The organism is Campylobacter sp. CFSAN122748, assembly GCF_045277125.1.
Taxonomy (GTDB): Bacteria; Campylobacterota; Campylobacteria; order Campylobacterales; family Campylobacteraceae; genus Campylobacter_D; species Campylobacter_D jejuni.
In genome coordinates this window covers 1,164,176-1,184,135 of sequence record NZ_CP116953.1, presented here as the reverse complement: position 1 = coordinate 1,184,135, position 19,960 = coordinate 1,164,176, and the positions used below count along the sequence as shown (strand labels likewise).

Genomic DNA, 19,960 nt, shown 5'->3' with positions numbered 1-19,960 from the left:
TTTATTTGTATGAAAGGATTATAGATAAAAATAAATTAAATAAAAATGAAATTTTATTAAATAATTGATAAGAATTTTGATACAATGATATATATTTAAGAGATTTGAAGTTAGAAAGATTTAAATTATGGCTGCTAAAATTTTACTTTTAGAAGATGATTTGAGCTTGAGTGAGATCATTGAAGAGTTTTTAAACGATGAGGGATATGAAGTATTTTTATGCGATAATGCGCAAGAAGCTTTAGATATGGCTTATGAAAGATATTTTGATCTTTGGATTTTAGATGTAAAAGTTCCTTTAGGAGATGGATTTTCATTACTTAAAGAATTAAGAAAAAGCGGAAAGCAAACTCCAGCAATTTTCATGACTTCTTTAAACACAACAAACGATTTAAAACAAGGCTTTGACGCAGGTTGTGATGATTATATAAAAAAACCTTTTGAACTTGCCGAGTTATCTATCAGGGTTAAAGCTTTGCTTAAAAGAGCTTTTTCACATAAAAATGAAGATTTTGAAGATTTAGGGGATGGACTTAGGTTCGAATTTACTACACAAATTCTTTATCATAATAATAAAGCTTTGGCTTTGCCGAGTAAAGAGATTAAACTTTTGTCTTTATTACTTAAAAATAAAAACAACTTTTTAAGTACAGAGAGAATTTTTGAAGAACTCTGGGATTATGATGAGGAGCCTAGTGAGCTAAGTTTAAGGGCTTATGTGAAAAATTTACGTAAAATTTTAGGAAAAGAAAAAATTATAAATCAAAGAGGCAGGGGATATTGCTATGGCTAAAAAAGTCATTAGGCAAATTTTATTAATCTACCTAACAACTACAGGTATTTTTTTAACTATTTTTTTTGCATTATGGTATCAAAAATTATATGAAGAATTAGTTGTTTTAAAGGGTACCACTTTGAGAGAAAATCATAGAAACATTGTTATAAGCATCTTAAATTCTCGTTTTACCCCTATAGATATAAGTGCAAAAAATATTGCTCAAAGCACAGCACTAAAATTTGCTATATTTGATGCTAAAAAGATTGTTTTTAGTAATATAGATTTTGATTTAAGAAAGGCAAAGATAGAGCTTAAAGGTAGAGGTATTTGTGATAATAAGGTTTTTTTCCTTGCTCCTATGAGTGCAGATCATTATTTTTTAAGACATGCTAGCAATGAAGAAGTAAATACTAACGATGGTTTGCAAATTTTAATACAGGGTGAAGATGTTGGCAAAGATCTTTTTTGGATTAGAACGAAAGTTTTTAGTTTTGCTATTATGGCTTTTTGCATATTGGGTTTAATATCTTATATTTTAGTAAAAATTGCTCTAAAGCCTTTGGAGGATAAAATCAGCACACTAAATCGTTTTATTAAAGATTCAACTCATGAACTCAATACCCCATTAAGTGTTATTTTGATGAGTATAGAACAACTTGAGCATCAAAATTTAGGAGATAATACTAAATTTACAAGGATTAAGCTTGCTGCAAAAAGTTTGTCTCAAGTGTACTCTGATCTTGTTTTTTATAATTTCCCTAATACCTTAGAAACAGAAAAACAAAAATTTGATTTAAGAATACTACTTGAAGAAAGATTGGAATATTTTAAAGTATTTTTTGAGCAAAAAAAAATTACACTAAAGCTTGATTTAAATCAAGCAAATATTTTTGCTCCTAAAAGTCAAATTTCTAAATTGATTGATAATCTTATAAGCAATGCTATTAAATACAATAAAAAAGGTGGAGTAATTTCTATAATTTTAAAAGCCAATTTTTTAAGTATTGCGGATACAGGTTGTGGAATTTCAAAGTCAAATTTAAATCATATTTTTGATAGATATACAAGATTTAATACCGATCAAGGAGGATTTGGTATAGGGCTTTCTTTGGTAAAAAAAGTTTGTGATGATAATGATATTAAGATTATTTGCGAATCTGTAGAAAATCAAGGGAGTGTTTTTAAATTAAATTGGTAATCAGCAAGGAAAATCCTTGCTGATAAGAGGTTAGAGCAGATATTACATCATTCCGCCCATGCCACCCATTCCTCCCATACCGCTCATATCTGGCATAGTAGGTTTATCTTCTTTAATTTCACTAATTGTTGCTTCTGTGGTTAAAAGCATACTAGCTACAGAAACTGCATTGAGTAAAGCTACTCTTTCTACTTTAACAGGATCGATAATTCCACTTTCAAGCATATTAACATATTCACCTTTTGCAGCATCAAATCCTGTGTTTTCATCTTTAGCATTTTCTACGCTATTTACAACCACACCTGCATCAAATCCTGCATTTTCAGCAATTTGTCTTAAAGGTGCTCTTAAAGCTCTTTCAACGATAGCTGCGCCAATTGCTTCATCACCCTGTAGATCAAGTTTGATTTTAGCTTTTGCTTTGATAAGCGCTGCACCACCACCGATTACTATACCTTCTTCAACTGCTGCTTTAGTAGCGCTTAAAGCATCATCAACACGATCTTTTTTCTCTTTCATTTCAGTTTCAGTTGCTGCACCTACTTTAATAACTGCAACACCACCACTTAATTTTGCAAGTCTTTCTTGTAATTTTTCTCTGTCATAATCTGAAGTTGTTTCAGCAATTTGTGCTTTGATTTGATTGACTCTTGCATCGATATTTGCTTTTTCGCCTGCACCATTTACTATGGTTGTATTGTCTTTATCGATGATTACACTAGAAGCTTGTCCAAGATCTTGTATAGTCGCACTTTCAAGAGTTCTTCCAAGTTCTTCAGAAATCACTTCTCCACCTGTTAAAATCGCTATATCTTCAAGCATAGCTTTTCTTCTATCGCCAAAACCTGGAGCTTTTACTGCTGAAATATTAAGAACACCGCGAAGTTTATTTACAACCAAAGTTGCAAGCGCTTCGCCTTCAATATCTTCAGCGATAATTAAAAGTGGTTTGCCTGTTTTTTGAATTTGTTCTAAAACCGGTAATAAATCTTTTAAATTTGCAATTTTTTTATCAAAAAGCAGGATATAAGGGCTTGAAAGCTCTACTGTCATTTTTTCTGCATTAGTGATAAAATAAGGGCTTAAATAACCTCTGTCAAATTGCATACCTTCAACTACATTTAATTCATCATTGATTGATTTTGCCTCTTCAACAGTGATAACACCATCTTTGCCCACTTTTTCCATAGCATCAGCGATTAAATTTCCGATTTTTTCATCAGAGTTGGCTGAGATTGTAGCAACTTGTGCAATTTCTTTTTTATCTTTTACTTCGCGAGAAAGTTTTTTAAGTTCTGCTACTATAGCTTCGCAAGCTTTATCCATACCGCGTTTTACCTCGATAGGATTTGCACCTGCTGTGATATTTCTTAAACCTTCTTTGAAAATTGCATGAGCTAAAACCGTTGCAGTAGTTGTTCCATCGCCTGCTTGATCAGCTGTTTTACTCGCTACTTCTCTTACGAGTGAAGCACCCATATTTTCAAGACTATCTTTAAGCTCTACTTCTTTAGCAACACTTACGCCATCTTTAGTAATGCTTGGAGCACCAAAGCTTTTTTGGATTAAAACATTGCGTCCTCTTGGCCCCATAGTTACTTTTACTGCGTCATTAAGTTTTTTAACGCCCTCGTAAAGTTTATTTCTTGCTTCATCTGAAAAAATAATTTCTTTTGCCATTTTTTATCCTTTTTTATAAATTATTTTAAAATTCCTAAGATATCATCTAAATTTAAAACTAAATATTCATTATTATCAAGTTTAATTTCTGTTCCACCGTATTTAGCAAACACGATTTTATCACCATTTGCAATATCAGTGATTTCTTTACTTACTGCTACTACTTCACCCATTAAAGGCTTTTCTTTAGCATTATCTGGTATAATTATGCCTGAGGCTGTTGTTTTAGTTTCTTCTACGCGTTTAACTAGAACACGCTTTCCTAAAGGTTGAAAATTCATTTTTGTCCATCCTTAAAAATATTGATTTTAGCACTCTTTAATTTAGAGTGATAATATCATACTATAAAAAATGAATTTTGTCAATACTTTAAATTAAAATATTTATAAAAGTTTAGTTTTATAGACTAAAGTTATTTTATAAAATAAACTAAAGGATAAAAATGAAAAAGATTTTTTATGGCATTGTAGCTTTTGTTGTTGTGCTTTTAATCGCTCTTTGTACCATACTTTTTACAAGTTTTGGTAATAATATAGTGGCAAATATAGCACAAAAAAAGATCAAAGAAAATGCGGGATTAGATGTAAATATCACGCGTTTTAATTTGCGTTTTTCAAGTCTTGAACTGCAAGCAAATATTGCAAATATGGCAGATTTCAATCTCAAGGGAGCTTTGAGTCCTTTTAAGCTTGGATTTGATCTTGACTATCTTATTTCTTTAAAGCAAAATTATGCTAAAAATTTAGGTTTAAATTTAAATCAAAACCTTTCTTTTGGCGGTAAAATTCAAGGCAAGGCAAGTGATTTTACTTTAGATGGAAGGGGTTACTTACTAGGTTCAAATGTATTTTTAAATGCGAGAATGTATAATTACAGCCCTATCGCTTTAAATTTAGATGCAAAAAATCTTAAGATAGAAGAAATACTTCATCTTTTATCTTATCCTAGTTATGCTAAAGGTTTTTTAAATGCTCAGGCAAAAATTTCAGCACAGAATTTAAAACCTGATGGAAATATTATCATAAAACTTGATACAAGCTATATAAACTACGAGGCGATAAAAAAAGATTTTTCTTTAGACTTGCCTTTAAATTCTAATCCTAAAGCAGAAATTTTAGCCAATGTTAAAGAAGATAAGATTTATGCTGTAAGTAAAATTTACAATGATTATCTTAACTTACAAACCCAAAAAACTCTTTATGATATGAGTAAGAATATTTTAAGTACTGATTTTAATTTAAATATTCCTTCTCTTGCAAAGCTTGAAAAACTTACAAAAACTAGATTAAATGGTAGTTTGGGCGTGATAGGCGAAACAAGTGTTGTAAATAATGCCTTATCAAGTTTAAATGCTCAAGTTATCGGACTTGGTGGAGAGGTAAAGGCAAGTTTGAAACATAATAAAATTTTTGCAGATATTAATGAAGCAAGTTTGGAAAAATTATTAGCTCTTGCAGGATATGGAGCCTTAGTTTCTGGAAATTTAAATGCTAAACTTTTAAATGCGGATTTGGATTTTTCTAATTTCGATCTTGAGGCAAAAATAAACAATGCAAAGATTAACACCAATGAGCTTAAAAAAATTGCTAAAATAGAACTTCCAAATACAATTTTTAGTCTTGATGCTAAAGCAAATGCAAAAAATAGTAATATTTCTTACAATGCTTTACTTGCTTCAAATTTACTTAATATCAAAAAACTTCAAGGAACTTATAATTTAAAAAATAGTGAGTTAAATACAGATTTAAATGCTTTTATTGATGATTTGTCTCAGTTTAGTGCTATAGCGGGACAAAAATTACAAGGTAAGGCAGATCTTAATGCAAAAGCTCATATTATAGGTACTCAAATACAAAATTTAAATGCAAATGCAAATTTGGCAGATGGCGTAATCAAAGCTGATTCAAATGGTAAAAAACTTGATTTGAACATTGATAAACTTGATTTATCTAAACTTTTTGTTATAGCAGGTATGCCAAATTATGCCAGTGGGGTTGTTAATGCAAAAGTTAATTTAGATAATATCGATTTTAACAACCTTAATGGTAAAGCAAATTTAGAGGCTAAAGGCATTTTAAATGCTGCAACTTTAAGTAAAATTTTAAATAAAAATTTTCCAAACAATACAAGTTATGATTTAAATACCAAAATTAATTTTAAAAACAATATCGCTCAATTTGATTCTGTTTTAAATTCATCTTTAGCTGATCTTACAAAACTACAAGGAAGTTTTGATATAAGTAAGATGCTTTTAAATTCGGATTTTAATTTAAAGATAAATGATTTTTCAAAACTAGGCTTTTTGTTAGATAGAAAACTTAAAGGTAAGGCAGAATTTAATGGAAAGGTAGGTTTTGATAAGAGTTTAAATTTTGTTGTAAATAGTCCAAATTTATTTGAAGGAAAACTTCAAAGCACATTTAAAGATAACCTTTTGCTTGCTGATTTAAACGGAGTGGATTTAAGTAGTCTAGCTCAGGGTTTGGATTTTATGGATATTTATCAAGGTAAGGCGGACATGAAGGCAAATTACAATCTTTTAAGCGAAGAAGGCGAGGTTAATTTGGATATGAAAGAGGGTAAATTAAAACCAAATCTTATTACCAATGCTTTAAAAATTTTAACATTAAAAGATATTACAGATGATGTTTATCGTGCTGCTAATGCTAAAGCTTTGATTAAAAAAGAAAATATCAAGCTTGATCTTAATATGCAAGCAGATCGTTCTTATATTTTAGTACAATCAGGAGCTTTAAATTCTAAAAGTGGAGCTTTAAATTTGCCTTTTGATATTAAACTCGATAGAGCTAATTTTAAAGGAAGTATTACAGGAACTACAGAAAATCCTAAAGTAAATTTAAATGCAGGAAGTGTTTTAAATTCTATTAAAAATGTAGTAGGTGGCGGCGTGAGTGATGGTGCTAAAAATACAGGCAATAAAGTGGATAAAGCGGTAAATAAATTATTAAATAAGATTTTCTAAGGTAAAAAATGTTTAATGGACTCATAAGAGAAATTGCCAAAGTTCAATCTTATCAAAACAATACTTTAAGTTTAACAGCTAAGCATCGTCCAAATCTTGGCGATAGTATAGCTGTAAATGGAGCTTGTTTGAGTGTGACAAAACTTTATGAGGGAGGTTTTGAAGTGGAACTTTCTCGCGAAAGTCGCACTCATATAGCTATAGAGAATTTAAAAGATAAAGTTCATATAGAACCTGCTTTAAGATATGGCGATAGAATCGATGGACATCTTATGCAAGGGCATATTGATTTTATTGGTATACTTGAAAAGATTCAAAAGGATGAAAATGGAGTGGATTTTCATATAACTTTACCTAAAGAAGCTATGAAATTTATGGCAGAAAAAGGAAGTATAGCTGTTGATGGGGTAAGCCTTACTATCAATGAAATTTTAAAAAATGGTATTAGGCTTACTATTATTCCTATTACTTTTAAAGAAACGCTTTTTAAGGACTATCAAGTAGGTAGAAAAATAAATATAGAAAGCGATTTGCTTGCTCGTTATATTTATGCACAATTGCAAGGTAAAAACAAAGGATTATCATGGGAAGAAGTGGAAAGAATTTCTTATCTTTATTAGAAAATGATAAAGTCGGTATTTTTTGTGCTTTTGATAAGGATTATAATGTTTTTAGGGCTAAAATTCATAATGAGAATTTATTTTCTCATTTAGGTTTTAAAGATATTGAAAAATGTGTTTTTATGGATCAAATTCACTCTCATAAAGTTATCATTTATGATGAAAATTTAAAAAATCTCAGTTGTGATGGACTTATAAGTAAAGAAAAAAATACTGCTCTTTGTGTCTTAAGTGCGGATTGTCTGCCTTTGATCTTATATCATGAAAGTGGCATTATAGCAGCTTTGCATTCAGGTAGAAAAGGAAGCTTTGAAAATATCCTAAAAGAATGCGTTGATCAAATTACTATGCAAAATTCACATTTAGATAAGAATAAATTTCATCTTTTTATTTTACCTGGAATTTGTGCTAAAAATTATGAAATAGATGGAGAAATTTTAGAATTTGCTAAAAAAGAATTTAAAGAATTTGTTCAAGATAATAAACTTGATTTAAAAGCCTTGGTAAAATTTCAAGCTCAAAATTTAGGCATTGAAAATATTAAAGATTGTGGAATTTGTAGTTTTGATGATGAGAGTTTTTTTTCTTATCGTCGCGATAAAACGCCTAAGCGTTTTGTGAGCGTGGTTTATTTAAAGGATTAAAATGTATGAAAGAAAAGATTTAAGAGTGTTAAAAATCATTCAAAAAGCTAGAGAATTTGGCGATGGGGATTTGTTAAATGAAGCTTTGGTGAAACAATTAATTGATGCAGATTTTTGTGAAATTAGTGAAAAAGAAAAAGAAGAGCTTGCAACTCTTCTAAATTCTTTAATCAATGCAAAAGATAAAGCGTTGTTGAGTAATTAAAATTCTATATAGTTTTCAAAATCTTCTTCTTTTGGGGGATTAGGTTGATTCGAGGCTAGGGCTTCTTTAACAACCTGCTCGTATCCAGCTATGATATGTTTAAAATTCTCTTTTGCTTTTCCACTAAGTTCTGATTTGGCGATTTTTACAACAGATGCAGGATTTATAGCTTTATTATTTAAATATACTCCAAAATGCAAATGAGGCCCTGTGCTCATACCTGTTGAACCAACATATGCAATTACTTGTCCTTGATTTACCTTTTGTCCGTTTTTAATTTTTGCAAAACGACTAAGATGAGCATATAAAGTCATATAACCTGAGTCATGCTTGATTTGAATTACATTTCCATAACCACCTTTTGTGCCTATAAAGGTTACTACTCCTTTGCCAGCACTTTTCACAGGAGTTCCAGTAGGTGCAGCATAGTCTATACCAAGATGGGCACGATAGCGTTTTAATATAGGATGATATCTTGCTGTTGTAAAAGGAGAAGAAATTCTAGTGTAATTCACAGGTTTTGTAAGTAAAAAAGATTCTAATTCTTTGCCATCACGATCATAGAATATATCATTATAAGAAAAGACTTCTCTAGCGCTTTTATTGATTTCTACCATTGCCATTTTTATATTTATATCACCCCAAAGTTTACCCATGCGTCTTTTTTGTTCATAATATAGGGTTACTTCATCACCTTTTTGGATATTGCGAAAATTTATACTTCCTCGAAAAGCACGAACCATAGCACGAGCTAAAGTACTGCTACCACTTTCTTCATAGACATCTTGATAAGCAGAGCTTTTAATGGTTAAATGTAAAATTCTATCTTCTTTTTGATAAGATACAGGAGTAAAAGCAAGAGTGTATTGTCTATCTTTATCTTTATAGATATGAATTTGTAAATCATCACTAATTGGAATTAAAACTTGTTCTATGTTGTTGTTTTCATCTTTTAAAACTTGATATTTTATTTTATAGGCTATATCAGAAGCAAGTTCTTGATCTTCTCTATCAAGTCCATAATAAAGCGACATAGGTATGGAATTTCTTTGTAAGAATTTAAGCAAGGTATCTCCATTATCCCAAGTTAGCTCTTCAACACTTAAAGCTGCAAAACTTTGAACAACAAAAATAAATAAAAGCAATAATTTTTTCATGAGATAACCTTAATTTTTAAAAGAATTTTGAAATTTGAAAGCTATATTTTACTTTATTTTTCTTACAATTGCTTAACAAAAAAGGATTATAATTCTATAAATTTTTATTTAAGGAGCAAATTTGTTTAAAACTATAGTGTGTTTTTTAGCTTTAAACCTTAGCCTCTTTGCGGTTGGATTTGATTTAAAACCTATAAAAAGTGAACTTGTAAAAGTTGATGATATTTATGGTTATATTAAAGATAGTGATGATATAAAACTTTATTCAAGTGGCGTAGTAGTGCAACATTTTAGCAATTCGCAAAGTATCATCGCTAGAGCAAGTGTTATAGATAAAAAAAATGGTTTGGCAAAATTAGAATTTAGTGTTTTTTCAGCTCTTAAGCAAGATGCTTTGCCTTTACCAAATGTTTTACCTAAAGTAGGTGATGAGGTTGTTTTAAATTTTCTTTATGATAGAGGATTGGTAATTGCTCCTGATGAACAAACTTATAATGAACTTGTTAGAGAATTTCCGCAGATATATTTTACCCATATTGATATTTTTGGAGCACAATTAATTAGAACGGCTACTCTTTCTCCTAAGCGTTCAGATTTTAGGCAATTTTGTGATGATAATGCGGTCGGCATTTTGGTTGTGGCTTTGGAAAATCATGCAGAAGTTGTGGATTGTCAAGATTTTAATAAGCTTTATGAAGTGCCTATAAGCAAGCCAACTAGCGTTCAGGTTCCTTTTTATTCTCGTATAGGTGGATATAAAAGTAATTTTTTTGATTTTAACTCTCAAGAAATAGGAAATTATTATAGGTATTATGATGCTTTGATTAATCTTCCTTAGGTGCAATAAACATGAAAAAAGAATTTGAACAATATTTTAAACGATTTTTAGGAGAAGAAAACGCTTATTTTGATGAAATTCACAAAAGAGCTTATAGCTATGATGCGACAAAAAAACATTATTTACCTGATGGGGTTCTTTTTCCAAGAAATGAAGAAGATATTGCTCAAATTTTAAAATTTTGCAATGAAAATAATATCATAGTCATACCTCGAGGCTCAGGATCTGGTTTTACAGGAGGAGCTTTAGCTGTTAATGGCGGGGTGGTGCTTGCTTTTGAAAAGCATATGAATAAAATTTTAGAAATTGATCTTGAAAATTTAGTGGCTGTTGTGCAACCTGGGGTTATTAATATACATTTACAAAAAGAAGTGGCTAAATATGGACTTTTTTACCCACCTGACCCTGCTAGCATGGAGTATTCAAGCTTAGGGGGTAATGTAAGCGAAAATGCTGGGGGAATGAGAGCTGCAAAATATGGCATTACAAAAGATTATGTGATGGCTTTAAGGGCTGTTTTGCCTAGCGGAGAAATCATTCGTGCAGGGAAACGCACTATTAAAGATGTAGCAGGTTATAATTTGGCAGGAATTTTAATCGCTAGTGAAGGTTCTTTGGCAGTTTTAAGTGAGCTTACTTTAAAATTAATACCTTTGCCTAAATTTAAAAAAACTGCTTTTGCTATTTTTCCAAGTGTAAAAAGTGCTATGAATGCGGTTTACAAAAGTCTTGCTAGCGGTGTAAGTCCTGTATCTATGGAATTTTTAGACAATCTTAGCATTAGAGCGGTTGAGAGCAAATTTAATAAAGGTTTGCCTATAGAAGCTGGAGCTATTTTGATTGCTGATGTGGATGGTAATGTTAAAGAGGCTATTGATGAGGATTTAAGAAATTTAGAATATTATTTTTTAGAAGCTGGCGCTAGCGAATTTAAAATAGCAAAAGATGAACAAGAAACCGCAGATATTTGGTTTGCTAGAAGAAATTGTTCTCAAAGCATTGCCATGTATGGAACTTTAAAACTTAATGAAGATATTACAGTTCCGCGTTCTAAACTACCTACTTTGCTTGAAGGTATAGATGAGATTTCTAAAAAATATGGTTTTAAAATTCCTTGTTTTGGACATACAGGGGATGGAAATGTGCATACTAATGTTATGGTTCCTGATAAAAATGATAAAGAGCAGGTGAAAAAAGGCTATGAAGCTGTGGAAGAGATTTTTAAATTAACAGTGAAACTTGGAGGAACTTTAAGCGGAGAGCATGGTATCGGACTCTCTAAGGCACCTTTTATGAATTTAGCTTTTTCTGAAGCCGAAATGAATTTAATGAGAAATATTAAAAAAGCTTTTGATCCAAATAATATACTAAATCCTTTTAAAATGGGACTTTAGAAGGTGAAAAATTTTTTTACTATTTTACTAAATTTGCGTGATAAGGAAATTTTAAATTATGCAGCAGCGCTTAGTTTTTATACTGTATTATCTTTAATACCTATTTTATTTGTATGTTTTTCTGTTTTTACGCAAATTTCCAGTTTTAAAGCTTATTATGAAAAAGCAAAGCAAGTAATTTTTGCTTTTTTAATACCAACGCAACAAGATGTTGTTGCTACCTACATCGATACTTTTTTAAAAAATAGTGTAAATTTGGGTATTGTAGGTCTTATTGCTATGGCATTTACTTCTTTAGCTTTTTTTTCAGGCTATGATTTTGTAATCAATCGCATTACTAAAAATGAACCTAAAGGACTTTGGCAAAGTATTAGTTCTTATTGGACTCTTTTAACTCTTGTTCCTTTGGGGCTTGGGCTTAGTTTTTATATTTCAGGTTTTATCCAACAAACTTTAGATGATTATAAAATAGGGTTTAATTTTTTTGAAATTTTACCCTTTGTAATTATTTGGGGTTTATTTTTTATATCTTATTCAAGTTCTGTTCATAAGGGAACTCTTAAAAGTTTAGCTTTAGTATCTTTTGGAGCGGGTACTATTTGGTATATAGGAAAAAATTTATTTGTATATTACGTGGTATATAATAAAACATACGCTAGCGTTTATGGATCTTTTTCTACTATTTTATTCTTTTTTATTTGGATTTATATTTCTTGGATTATTTATCTTTTTGGGCTTAAACTCTATTATTTTCTAAATCACAATCATAATGAAGGGAATAAAATTCGCAAAAATACAAAGAAAAGCTAGATATTTAAATCGCACAGAGATTAAAGAAGCAATAAGATAACTTATAAAAATCCAAAATGGGATATGGATATTAGTTCCATAAATTTTAAATTTAAAAAATTCATCTAAGATAAAATTGAGCAAATCTCCATAGTTTATAAGATGCAAAAATAATACTAAAGGATAAAATATTACAAAAATTCCACTCAAAATAATACCTAAAATTTGTTGGTAGCTTATAAGTGGAAAAAAATAAAGCACAGGTAAAACCATAGCAAAAAAAGTCCAAATATTAAGCAAAATAATATTTATAAGATTATTAAATTTATTTGCAAAATGATGCATATATAAAAAAATATAAAAAACACCTAAAATAGAAAATAAAAATCCAATACTAAATAAAAGTCTAGGGTAAAGAGAAATGCACAATAAAATACTACAAAAAAGCGTAACGAAATTAATGATTTTTATATTTTTACACAATAGATAAAAAACCCAAAAAGCCATAATCAAGGAGCGCACAAAAGAAGGGACAAATCCTATTAAACAAGCATAAGCTAAAAGTAGTGCAAAAATTAAAATACTTAAATCTAAACGTAAATTTCTATAAGGAAAATATCTTTTTTGGAAAAAACTATAAATTGGAGCTAAAATAAAGAAAATTAAACTAAAAAGTAAGCCTATGTGATAACCGCTAATTGCTATAAGGTGTGCTATACCGTAGTAATTTACATCGTTTCTAAGCTCTAAAGATATGGGCAGTGCAAAAAATAAAGCACCATAAAATTCTTTAATCTTTTCATTTGTATGTTGATTTAAGAAGTAAGATATAATGGGATTGTATTCTTTTTCTTTTAATTTTTCAAAATCATAAGAAGGTGCGTAAAAACTTTTACTCAGATAGTCTTTAAAGTTAATATTATGGGTGATAATTCTAAGGCTTAAAAATTGATTCTTGCTTAAATTTAAATCCTTAAAACTTGTAGTATAAAAAGTGAAGTTTTCAGTTTGTAACTTTAAAACCCAGTATTTTTTATTTTTTTTATTATATTTTATATATTGGTGCGTTAATAGAGCGTTGTCTATAAGGTAATGTTTTTGGTTTTTAAAGTTTAAAAAATTATTATATTCTAAAAGGATATTAAAAATAAAAATAACAACAACAGAGAAAAATAAATAATGAAATTCTTTAAAAGAGTAAGAAAAAGAATTCCATAGAGACATTATTTTTTAGAAAATTTACTTAAATAAAGCCAAATTATTCCGGCTAAAAATAATAAAAATAAAGGAGCAGCATAAGGATATAAACTCAGTTTATCAAAAATTGCTTCAATAACATACCCAAAAGTATAAGCAGCAAAACCTAGAACAATAGCCCATGCCAAACTAGCTAGAGTATTGATAATAAAAAATTTAATAAAATTATATTTTGCCATACCTGCAGCTATGGGAATGAAAGTTTTTAAACCATAAATAAATTTTTGAGTTACAAGTAAAATAATTCCATGTTGTTTTGTTTTTATCATAGCAAGGGCTATCTTGCGTCGGTGTTTTTTAAAATAAGGCATAATGTCTTTTTTGTAATATTTTCCAAGTATAAAAAGCAAAGTTGAACCTATGGTATTAGCAATAAAAGCAAGAGCAATGCAAAAACTAAGATCCATTTTTCCTTGAGAACTTAAAACTCCTGCGGCTAAAATTCCAACCATCCCGCCCCCTAAAGAGTAAAAGAATAAAACAATATAACCATATTTTATTAAAGTATCAATCATATCTTGCATAATAAACCTTATTTAGCGTATTCTACAGCTCTAAGTTCACGTATAACATTGACTTTAATTTCACCAGGATATTGCATTTTTTCTTGAATTTCAGCTGCTATTTCCTTAGCTAAAAGTACACTTTCATCATCATTAACAAGCTGAGCATTGGCTATGACGCGAATTTCTCTTCCGGCATTGATTGCATAGGCATTTTTAATTCCTTCTTTACTTTTAGCGATATCTTCTAGCTCACTGACTCTTTTTAAGAAAGCTTCTAACACTTCTCTTCTAGCTCCAGGTCGTGCAGCACTTAAAGTATCTGCTGCACAAACAGCTGCTGATTCTATGCTTGTAGCTTCTTCGTGTCCATGATGTGCGTAAATAGCATTGATTACTACAGGATGCTCTTTGTAGCGTTTGCAAAGTTCTGCACCTAAATCCACATGAGATCCTTCAAAATCATGGGTTAATGCTTTTCCTATATCATGTAAAATTCCCGCACGACGTGCTAAATTCTCATCTCCACCACACTCAGCAGCAATGATTCCTGCAAGGTGAGCCACTTCCAAAGAATGTGCTAAAGCGTTTTGTCCATAGCTTGCTCGGTATTTGAGTTTTCCTATGAGTTTTACAATTTCAGGGTGTATTTTATTTAAACCTAGATCCATAACTATAGTTTCGCCTTCTTCTAGAATGGCACTATCAAATTCTTTACACACTTTTTCGTGAATTTCTTCTATGCGCGCGGGTTGAATTCTGCCATCTTCAACTAAAAGTTCTATAACTTTTGTAGCAATAGCACGGCGATAAAGATTAAAACAACTTACTATAATAGCACCTGGTGTATCATCGATGATAATATCAACACCTAAAACCATTTCCAAGGTTTTAACATTGCGCCCTTCTTTACCAATGATACGTCCTTTAAGTTCATCGTTTTTAATGTTAATAACATTGATAAGTCTTTCAGCTGCAAATTCACCTGCAAAACGAGAAGTAGCTTGAGCAATGATGAAATTAGCTTTTCTTTTAGCTTCATTTTTTGCTTCTTCTTCATATTTTCTTACTATATGTGCAATTTGCTCGCGAGAATTTTCTTCTGCTTTTTTAAGAATGATTTCTTTGGCTTCATTTTGTGTAAGTCCTGTCGAATGTTCTAAAATTTTTAAAACATCGTCAAGTTTTTCTTGATATTTATTTTTTAATTTATCAACATCAGATTGTAAGTTTTGAATGTGTTTTTGTGACTTGCAAAGGTATTCTTTATCTTCTTTTAGTTTTTCTTCTTCTTGCTGAAGTTTTTGTTCTTTTTTAGAAAGATCATCAAATTTTTGATTAAAATCTTTTTGAATTTTGTGAGTTTTTTCTTCGTATTTTTTTTTAACTTCTAATTCTGCATTAAGAATTGAATTTTTTGCATCTTTTAAAATAAGCTCCGCTTCGTATTCTATAGCTTTGGCTTTAGCTTTGGCTTGTTCTACGAAAATTTCATATTTGGCATCATTGATTTTTTTTGCAACTAAATATCCTATACCGAGTCCGACTATAGCGGCTATAAGTGCGATAAGTGATTCTATCATTTTTTCTTTCTTTCTTGTAATATTTTTTATAAGGGTTTATGTATAATTTTCCTGAAATATCATGCTTTTGTGTTAGATTATTTTGACTTAAAGCATCTATACTTTGGACAAATATTATATGAGGTTTGTAATTTAAATTTTCAAAAAATCTATCATAAAAACCTTGCCCATGTCCTATTCTTTTTAAATTTTTATCGACGCCAATTACAGGCACAATAGCTAAATCAATTTTTGCTTTAAAAAAAGAATCTATAGGCTCTAAAACCCCAAACCTTTTTTTAATAAAAGGCAATCTTAATTTTACAATTTTTAAACTTTTATCTTGCATAAATGGAACAAAAAGTTTGTAATTTTTATTAAGAATATGGCGAAATTTTATTAAGTTTGGTTCATAATGCAAAGGAATAAAAATTAAAATATTTTTAGCTTTAAATAGTTTTATTATTTTAAGACATTCTTTAAATATTTTATAATCTTGTTTGAAATTTAGTTTTGAATGTTTGAAAAGGCGTATTTTTTGCAATGCTCTAAAATCTGTTTTTTCCATTAATATGTCTTTAAAAAAATATTATCTTATGTATGTTATAATTTTAGCATTTTTATAAAGAAGAATAAAGGATTGATAAATAATGAAGATTAAAAAAATACTTTTACTAGTGGCAATATCTTGTTTGTTTGTTGCTTGTAGCAATGATAAAGAAAAACAGCAAAATGATGTAAATTTAAGCACCGAGGCAAGTATAAATCAAAGTGATGATATGAATTTTAAACTTAATTTGATTGATGGAGGATCAATTTCAGTTAAAAAAGAAAATGTCGTTTTAAATTTCAACGATGAAGGTAAGGCAATTTTGTTTGTATTTTTTACCACTTGGTGTACCCCTTGCATTGCTGAAATCCCTCATCTTAATAAATTACAAGAAAAGTATAATAATGATTTTAATATAGTTGGGGTTTTATTAGAAGATAAATCTAACGATGAGATTCAAAAATTTATAGAACAGCATAAAATATCTTATAAAGTCGCTAATGGTGAAAATAACTATCTTTTAGCTAAAGCTTTAGGTGGGGTAAATGGAATTCCTACCATGTTTCTTTACAATAAGCATTCTAAATTGATTAATCAGTATTTAGGGCTTATTCCTGAAGAAATGCTAGAAATCGATATACAAAAGGCTATACTTTAATGTTTAATTTTTTTAAAAAAGGACTTGCAAAAACTCTTGAAAATATTGTTGGGATTAAAGGAGAGAATAAAAAGATAACCAAAGATTTGCTTGAAGAAATTTTGCTTGAAGCAGATGTAAGTTATGAAATAGTTGAAGAGATAATTTATTATTTACCACCTCAAAATGAAGTAAAAAAAGAAGATTTAAAGCGTGTTATGGGTTCTTATTTTCTTTATGAAAAAAAAGAAACCAATCAAGAAAAACCTTTTGTAGAGCTTATTTTAGGAGTAAATGGAGCAGGAAAAACAACAAGTATTGCTAAACTTGCTTATTTATATAAAAACCAAAATCAAAAAGTGATTTTAGGAGCGTGTGATACTTTTAGAGCAGGTGCGATTGAACAATTAAAACTTTGGGCGCAAAAAGTGGATGTAGATATAGTTTTAACTGCACAAGGGCATGATCCTTCAGCGGTTGCTTTTGATACCATTTCTAAAGCAAAAGCAAAGGATTTTGATAGAGTTATTATCGATACAGCAGGGCGTTTGCAAAATCAAAAAAATTTAGCCCATGAGCTTGAAAAAATTGTGAGAATTTCAAACAAAGCTTTAGAAGGTGCACCCCATAGAAAAATTTTAGTTTTAGATGGAACACAGGGAAATGCTGGAATTTTACAAGCTAAAGCTTTTAATGAGCTTGTAAAACTTGATGGTGTGATTATCACAAAGCTTGATGGGACAGCTAAAGGGGGTGCACTTTTTAGTATAGCAAGAGAGCTTGAGCTTCCTATTTTTTATGTAGGCGTGGGTGAGCAAATGACGGATTTGCAAGAATTTAATGCAAGTGCTTATTTAGATACTTTATTAGATCCTATTTTTGAATAATGGCAAAAAATAAAGCACTTTTTGAATGTCAAGCTTGTGGAAATCAACAAAGCAAATGGCTTGGAAAATGTCCTGATTGTGGAGCTTGGGATAGTTTTGTAGAATTAAAAGCTGAGCAAATTAAAGTTTTAAAAGAGCTTGCGCAAGTTAGTATGAAAACAAGTGAAGCTGTTTGTATTGAAGATGTGGAATTAGAACATTTTACAAGATACAGCACAGATGATAATGAGCTTGATTTGGTTTTAGGCGGAGGGCTTGTTGAAGGTTCTTTAGTGCTTATAGGCGGAAGTCCAGGTGTGGGAAAATCTACGCTTTTGTTAAAAATTGCTTCAAATTTAGCCAAACAGGGTAGAAAAGTGCTTTATGTCAGTGGCGAAGAAAGTAAAGCTCAGATTAAATTAAGAGCTGATCGCCTTGAGGCTAATACTCCGAATTTATTTTTACTTACTGAACTTTGCCTTGAAAATATTTTAGAAGAATTACATAAAAAGGATTATAGTATTCTTATCATTGATTCTATACAAACTCTATATTCAAATAAAGTCACTTCAGCAGCAGGAAGCATCACTCAGGTGCGTGAGATTACTTTTGAACTTATGCGTGTTAGCAAGGCTTATAATATCAGTACTTTTATCATAGGGCATATTACTAAAGAAGGTGCTATAGCAGGGCCTAGGGTTCTTGAGCATATGGTAGATGTGGTGCTTTATTTTGAAGGAGATGCCACTAAAGAAATCAGACTTTTAAGAGGCTTTAAAAATCGTTTTGGTGGAACGAATGAAGTAGGTATTTTTGAGATGACTGCTAAGGGTTTGATTAGCGCAAAAGATTTAGCAAATCGTTTTTTTACTCGTGGAAAGGCTATTTCAGGAAGTGCTTTAGGTGTTGTGATGGAAGGATCTCGTGCCTTGGTTTTAGAAGTTCAAGCTTTAGTGTGTGAAAGTTCTTATCCAAAACGCAGCGCTACAGGATATGAAAAAAATCGCTTAGATATGCTTTTGGCTTTGCTTGAAAGAAAACTTGAAATTCCTTTAGGGCATTATGATGTATTTGTAAATATTGGCGGTGGAGTAAAAGTAAGTGAAACTGCTGCGGATTTGGCTGTGGTTGCAGCTATTATTTCAAGTTTTAAAAATCGCCCTTTGAGCAAAGATAGTATTTTTATAGGGGAGCTTAGTTTAAATGGAGAAATTAGAGAGGTTTTTAGCCTTGATACGCGTTTAAAAGAAGCTAAAATGCAAAAATTTAAAAATGCCATTGTTCCTTCTAAGCCTTTGGAAGATATAGGGCTTAAGTGTTTTGTTGCTAAAGAACTTTCACAAGTTTTAGAATGGATGTAAATTTTCATTAAAATATAAGTAAGATTTTGCTAAAATTCCGAGTTTAGAATAAAATTTTTGAGGAAACCATGAAAGATTTATTTTTATTTAGCTCTTTGCTTGATGCAAGTCATACTTTTTCTTATTTTTTTCACATAGGTTTGGTAGCTTTAATTGCTGTTATAGTGGCTATGATGGCTACTCGTTCTATGCAACTTGTTCCACGCGGTATGCAAAATTTAGGCGAGGCTTTTTTAGAGGGAGTTTTATCTATGGGTAGAGATACCATGGGAAGTGAAAAAGGTGCAAGAAAATATCTTCCTTTGGTTGCAACTTTGGGGATTATAGTGTTTTTTAGTAATATTATAGGCATAATACCTGGTTTTCACTCTCCAACTGCAAGTTTAAATTTGACTTTGTCCTTGGCTATTATAGTTTTTGTATATTATCATTTTGAGGGTATTAGGGCGCAAGGTTTTGTAAAGTATTTTGCTCATTTCATGGGACCTATTAAACTTTTAGCTCCTTTGATGTTTCCTATAGAGATAGTCTCTCATCTTTCTCGTGTGGTTTCTTTGTCCTTCCGTTTGTTTGGAAATATTAAAGGTGACGATTTATTTTTGATGGTAATTTTAGCTTTAGTTCCTTATATAGCTCCACTTCCTGCTTATGTGCTTTTAACTTTTATGGCATTTTTACAAGCTTTTATTTTTATGATTTTAACTTATGTATATTTAGCGGGTGCAACTGTTGTTGAGGAAGGTCATTGATCTATATTTTAGAATTTTTCAAAGGTGCATCTTTAGCTTTAATGCTTTTTGGTGCACTTTTCTTCTTTTTTAAATATAATTCTTTTTTCTATCTTTGCTTGGGTATTATACCAGGTTTGCTTTTATCTTTAATTTTTGTTTTACTTATAGAAAACCATAAGCTAAAAAATGAAAATAAGTTAAGATAAA

General features: G+C 30.2%; 21 protein-coding genes. 14 read left to right on the top strand and 7 right to left on the bottom strand.

Annotated features, from left to right (window positions below; translation table 11 throughout):
• Positions 1-127: 127 nt before the first annotated feature.
• Both dccR and dccS read left to right on the top strand, forming a co-directional pair.
• Positions 128-793, top strand: a complete 666-nt coding sequence (gene dccR / locus OT390_RS06230) for a two-component system response regulator DccR (protein WP_002884392.1) — start codon at positions 128-130, stop codon at positions 791-793.
• Positions 786-1,976, top strand: coding sequence for a two-component system sensor histidine kinase DccS (dccS, locus tag OT390_RS06225; RefSeq protein ID WP_032586718.1), 1,191 nt, complete (start codon positions 786-788; stop codon positions 1,974-1,976). The genes dccR and dccS overlap by 8 nt, the downstream gene beginning before the upstream one ends.
• Before the next feature lie 42 nt (positions 1,977-2,018).
• Here the strand turns inward: dccS and groL are convergent, their stop codons facing one another.
• Positions 2,019-3,656, bottom strand: a complete 1,638-nt coding sequence (gene groL, locus OT390_RS06220; protein WP_002860445.1) for a chaperonin GroEL — start codon at positions 3,654-3,656, stop codon at positions 2,019-2,021.
• Positions 3,657-3,676: 20 nt separating this feature from the next.
• Positions 3,677-3,937, bottom strand: a complete 261-nt coding sequence (gene groES, locus OT390_RS06215; protein WP_002825273.1) for a co-chaperone GroES — start codon at positions 3,935-3,937, stop codon at positions 3,677-3,679.
• Between the two features lie 161 nt (positions 3,938-4,098).
• On the opposite strand from groES, the gene OT390_RS06210 reads away from it, so the two are divergent.
• Genes OT390_RS06210 through OT390_RS06195 form a run of 4 tightly spaced genes read left to right on the top strand, consistent with a single transcriptional unit; the run spans position 4,099 to position 8,108 of the window.
• Positions 4,099-6,639, top strand: coding sequence for a hypothetical protein (locus tag OT390_RS06210; protein WP_394535907.1), 2,541 nt, complete (start codon positions 4,099-4,101; stop codon positions 6,637-6,639).
• Between the two features lie 8 nt (positions 6,640-6,647).
• A complete protein-coding gene (locus OT390_RS06205; protein WP_002859289.1) occupies positions 6,648-7,259 on the top strand; it encodes a riboflavin synthase in 612 nt (203 codons plus the stop codon).
• On the top strand, positions 7,223-7,903 hold the full coding sequence (locus OT390_RS06200) for a polyphenol oxidase family protein (RefSeq protein WP_002859288.1): 681 nt from the start codon (positions 7,223-7,225) through the stop codon (positions 7,901-7,903). The genes OT390_RS06205 and OT390_RS06200 overlap by 37 nt, the downstream gene beginning before the upstream one ends.
• A 1-nt stretch (position 7,904) precedes the next feature.
• Positions 7,905-8,108, top strand: a complete 204-nt coding sequence (locus OT390_RS06195) for a hypothetical protein (RefSeq protein WP_002859287.1) — start codon at positions 7,905-7,907, stop codon at positions 8,106-8,108.
• Here OT390_RS06195 and OT390_RS06190 read toward each other — a convergent pair.
• Positions 8,105-9,265: a M23 family metallopeptidase gene (locus tag OT390_RS06190; RefSeq protein WP_002901247.1), complete on the bottom strand. Its 1,161-nt coding sequence runs from the start codon at positions 9,263-9,265 to the stop codon at positions 8,105-8,107. The two genes, OT390_RS06195 and OT390_RS06190, sit on opposite strands and share 4 nt — an antisense overlap.
• Before the next feature lie 121 nt (positions 9,266-9,386).
• Between OT390_RS06190 and OT390_RS06185 the strand changes: the two genes are divergently transcribed.
• From OT390_RS06185 to OT390_RS06175, 3 genes are read left to right on the top strand one after another with little or no spacing between them, the layout of a single operon-like run.
• The gene (locus OT390_RS06185; protein WP_002914241.1) at positions 9,387-10,103 is read left to right on the top strand and encodes a plasminogen-binding N-terminal domain-containing protein; all 717 of its coding nucleotides are present in this window, start codon (positions 9,387-9,389) and stop codon (positions 10,101-10,103) included.
• 11 nt (positions 10,104-10,114) lie between these two features.
• Positions 10,115-11,497: an FAD-linked oxidase C-terminal domain-containing protein gene (locus OT390_RS06180; protein ID WP_002855885.1), complete on the top strand. Its 1,383-nt coding sequence runs from the start codon at positions 10,115-10,117 to the stop codon at positions 11,495-11,497.
• A gap of 3 nt (positions 11,498-11,500) precedes the next feature.
• Positions 11,501-12,307: a YihY/virulence factor BrkB family protein gene (locus OT390_RS06175; protein WP_002852725.1), complete on the top strand. Its 807-nt coding sequence runs from the start codon at positions 11,501-11,503 to the stop codon at positions 12,305-12,307.
• On the opposite strand, the gene OT390_RS06170 is transcribed toward OT390_RS06175, so the two are convergent.
• Genes OT390_RS06170 through OT390_RS06155 form a run of 4 tightly spaced genes read right to left on the bottom strand, consistent with a single transcriptional unit; the run spans position 12,251 to position 16,176 of the window.
• Positions 12,251-13,510: a ComEC/Rec2 family competence protein gene (locus OT390_RS06170; protein WP_002873165.1), complete on the bottom strand. Its 1,260-nt coding sequence runs from the start codon at positions 13,508-13,510 to the stop codon at positions 12,251-12,253. The two genes, OT390_RS06175 and OT390_RS06170, sit on opposite strands and share 57 nt — an antisense overlap.
• Positions 13,510-14,067, bottom strand: coding sequence for a DedA family protein (locus OT390_RS06165; RefSeq protein ID WP_002852823.1), 558 nt, complete (start codon positions 14,065-14,067; stop codon positions 13,510-13,512). Before OT390_RS06165 ends, OT390_RS06170 begins: the two co-directional genes overlap by 1 nt.
• Before the next feature lie 8 nt (positions 14,068-14,075).
• The gene (gene rny, locus OT390_RS06160) at positions 14,076-15,629 is read right to left on the bottom strand and encodes a ribonuclease Y (protein ID WP_002869639.1); all 1,554 of its coding nucleotides are present in this window, start codon (positions 15,627-15,629) and stop codon (positions 14,076-14,078) included.
• Positions 15,550-16,176 carry a 5-formyltetrahydrofolate cyclo-ligase gene (locus OT390_RS06155; RefSeq protein WP_002860439.1) on the bottom strand — a complete coding sequence of 209 codons (627 nt, stop codon included), beginning with the start codon at positions 16,174-16,176 and terminating at the stop codon, positions 15,550-15,552. The genes rny and OT390_RS06155 overlap by 80 nt, the downstream gene beginning before the upstream one ends.
• Positions 16,177-16,258: 82 nt before the next feature.
• On the opposite strand from OT390_RS06155, the gene OT390_RS06150 reads away from it, so the two are divergent.
• From OT390_RS06150 to OT390_RS06130, 5 genes are all read left to right on the top strand, one after another.
• Positions 16,259-16,816 carry a TlpA disulfide reductase family protein gene (locus tag OT390_RS06150; RefSeq protein ID WP_002869638.1) on the top strand — a complete coding sequence of 186 codons (558 nt, stop codon included), beginning with the start codon at positions 16,259-16,261 and terminating at the stop codon, positions 16,814-16,816.
• Positions 16,816-17,682, top strand: a complete 867-nt coding sequence (gene ftsY / locus OT390_RS06145; protein ID WP_002852840.1) for a signal recognition particle-docking protein FtsY — start codon at positions 16,816-16,818, stop codon at positions 17,680-17,682. Before OT390_RS06150 ends, ftsY begins: the two co-directional genes overlap by 1 nt.
• A complete protein-coding gene (gene radA, locus OT390_RS06140) occupies positions 17,682-19,022 on the top strand; it encodes a DNA repair protein RadA (protein WP_061099822.1) in 1,341 nt (446 codons plus the stop codon). Before ftsY ends, radA begins: the two co-directional genes overlap by 1 nt.
• A gap of 68 nt (positions 19,023-19,090) precedes the next feature.
• Positions 19,091-19,771: a F0F1 ATP synthase subunit A gene (locus OT390_RS06135; RefSeq protein WP_002852750.1), complete on the top strand. Its 681-nt coding sequence runs from the start codon at positions 19,091-19,093 to the stop codon at positions 19,769-19,771.
• The gene (locus OT390_RS06130) at positions 19,768-19,959 is read left to right on the top strand and encodes a membrane protein (RefSeq protein WP_002852856.1); all 192 of its coding nucleotides are present in this window, start codon (positions 19,768-19,770) and stop codon (positions 19,957-19,959) included. Before OT390_RS06135 ends, OT390_RS06130 begins: the two co-directional genes overlap by 4 nt.
• Position 19,960 lies beyond the last annotated feature (1 nt).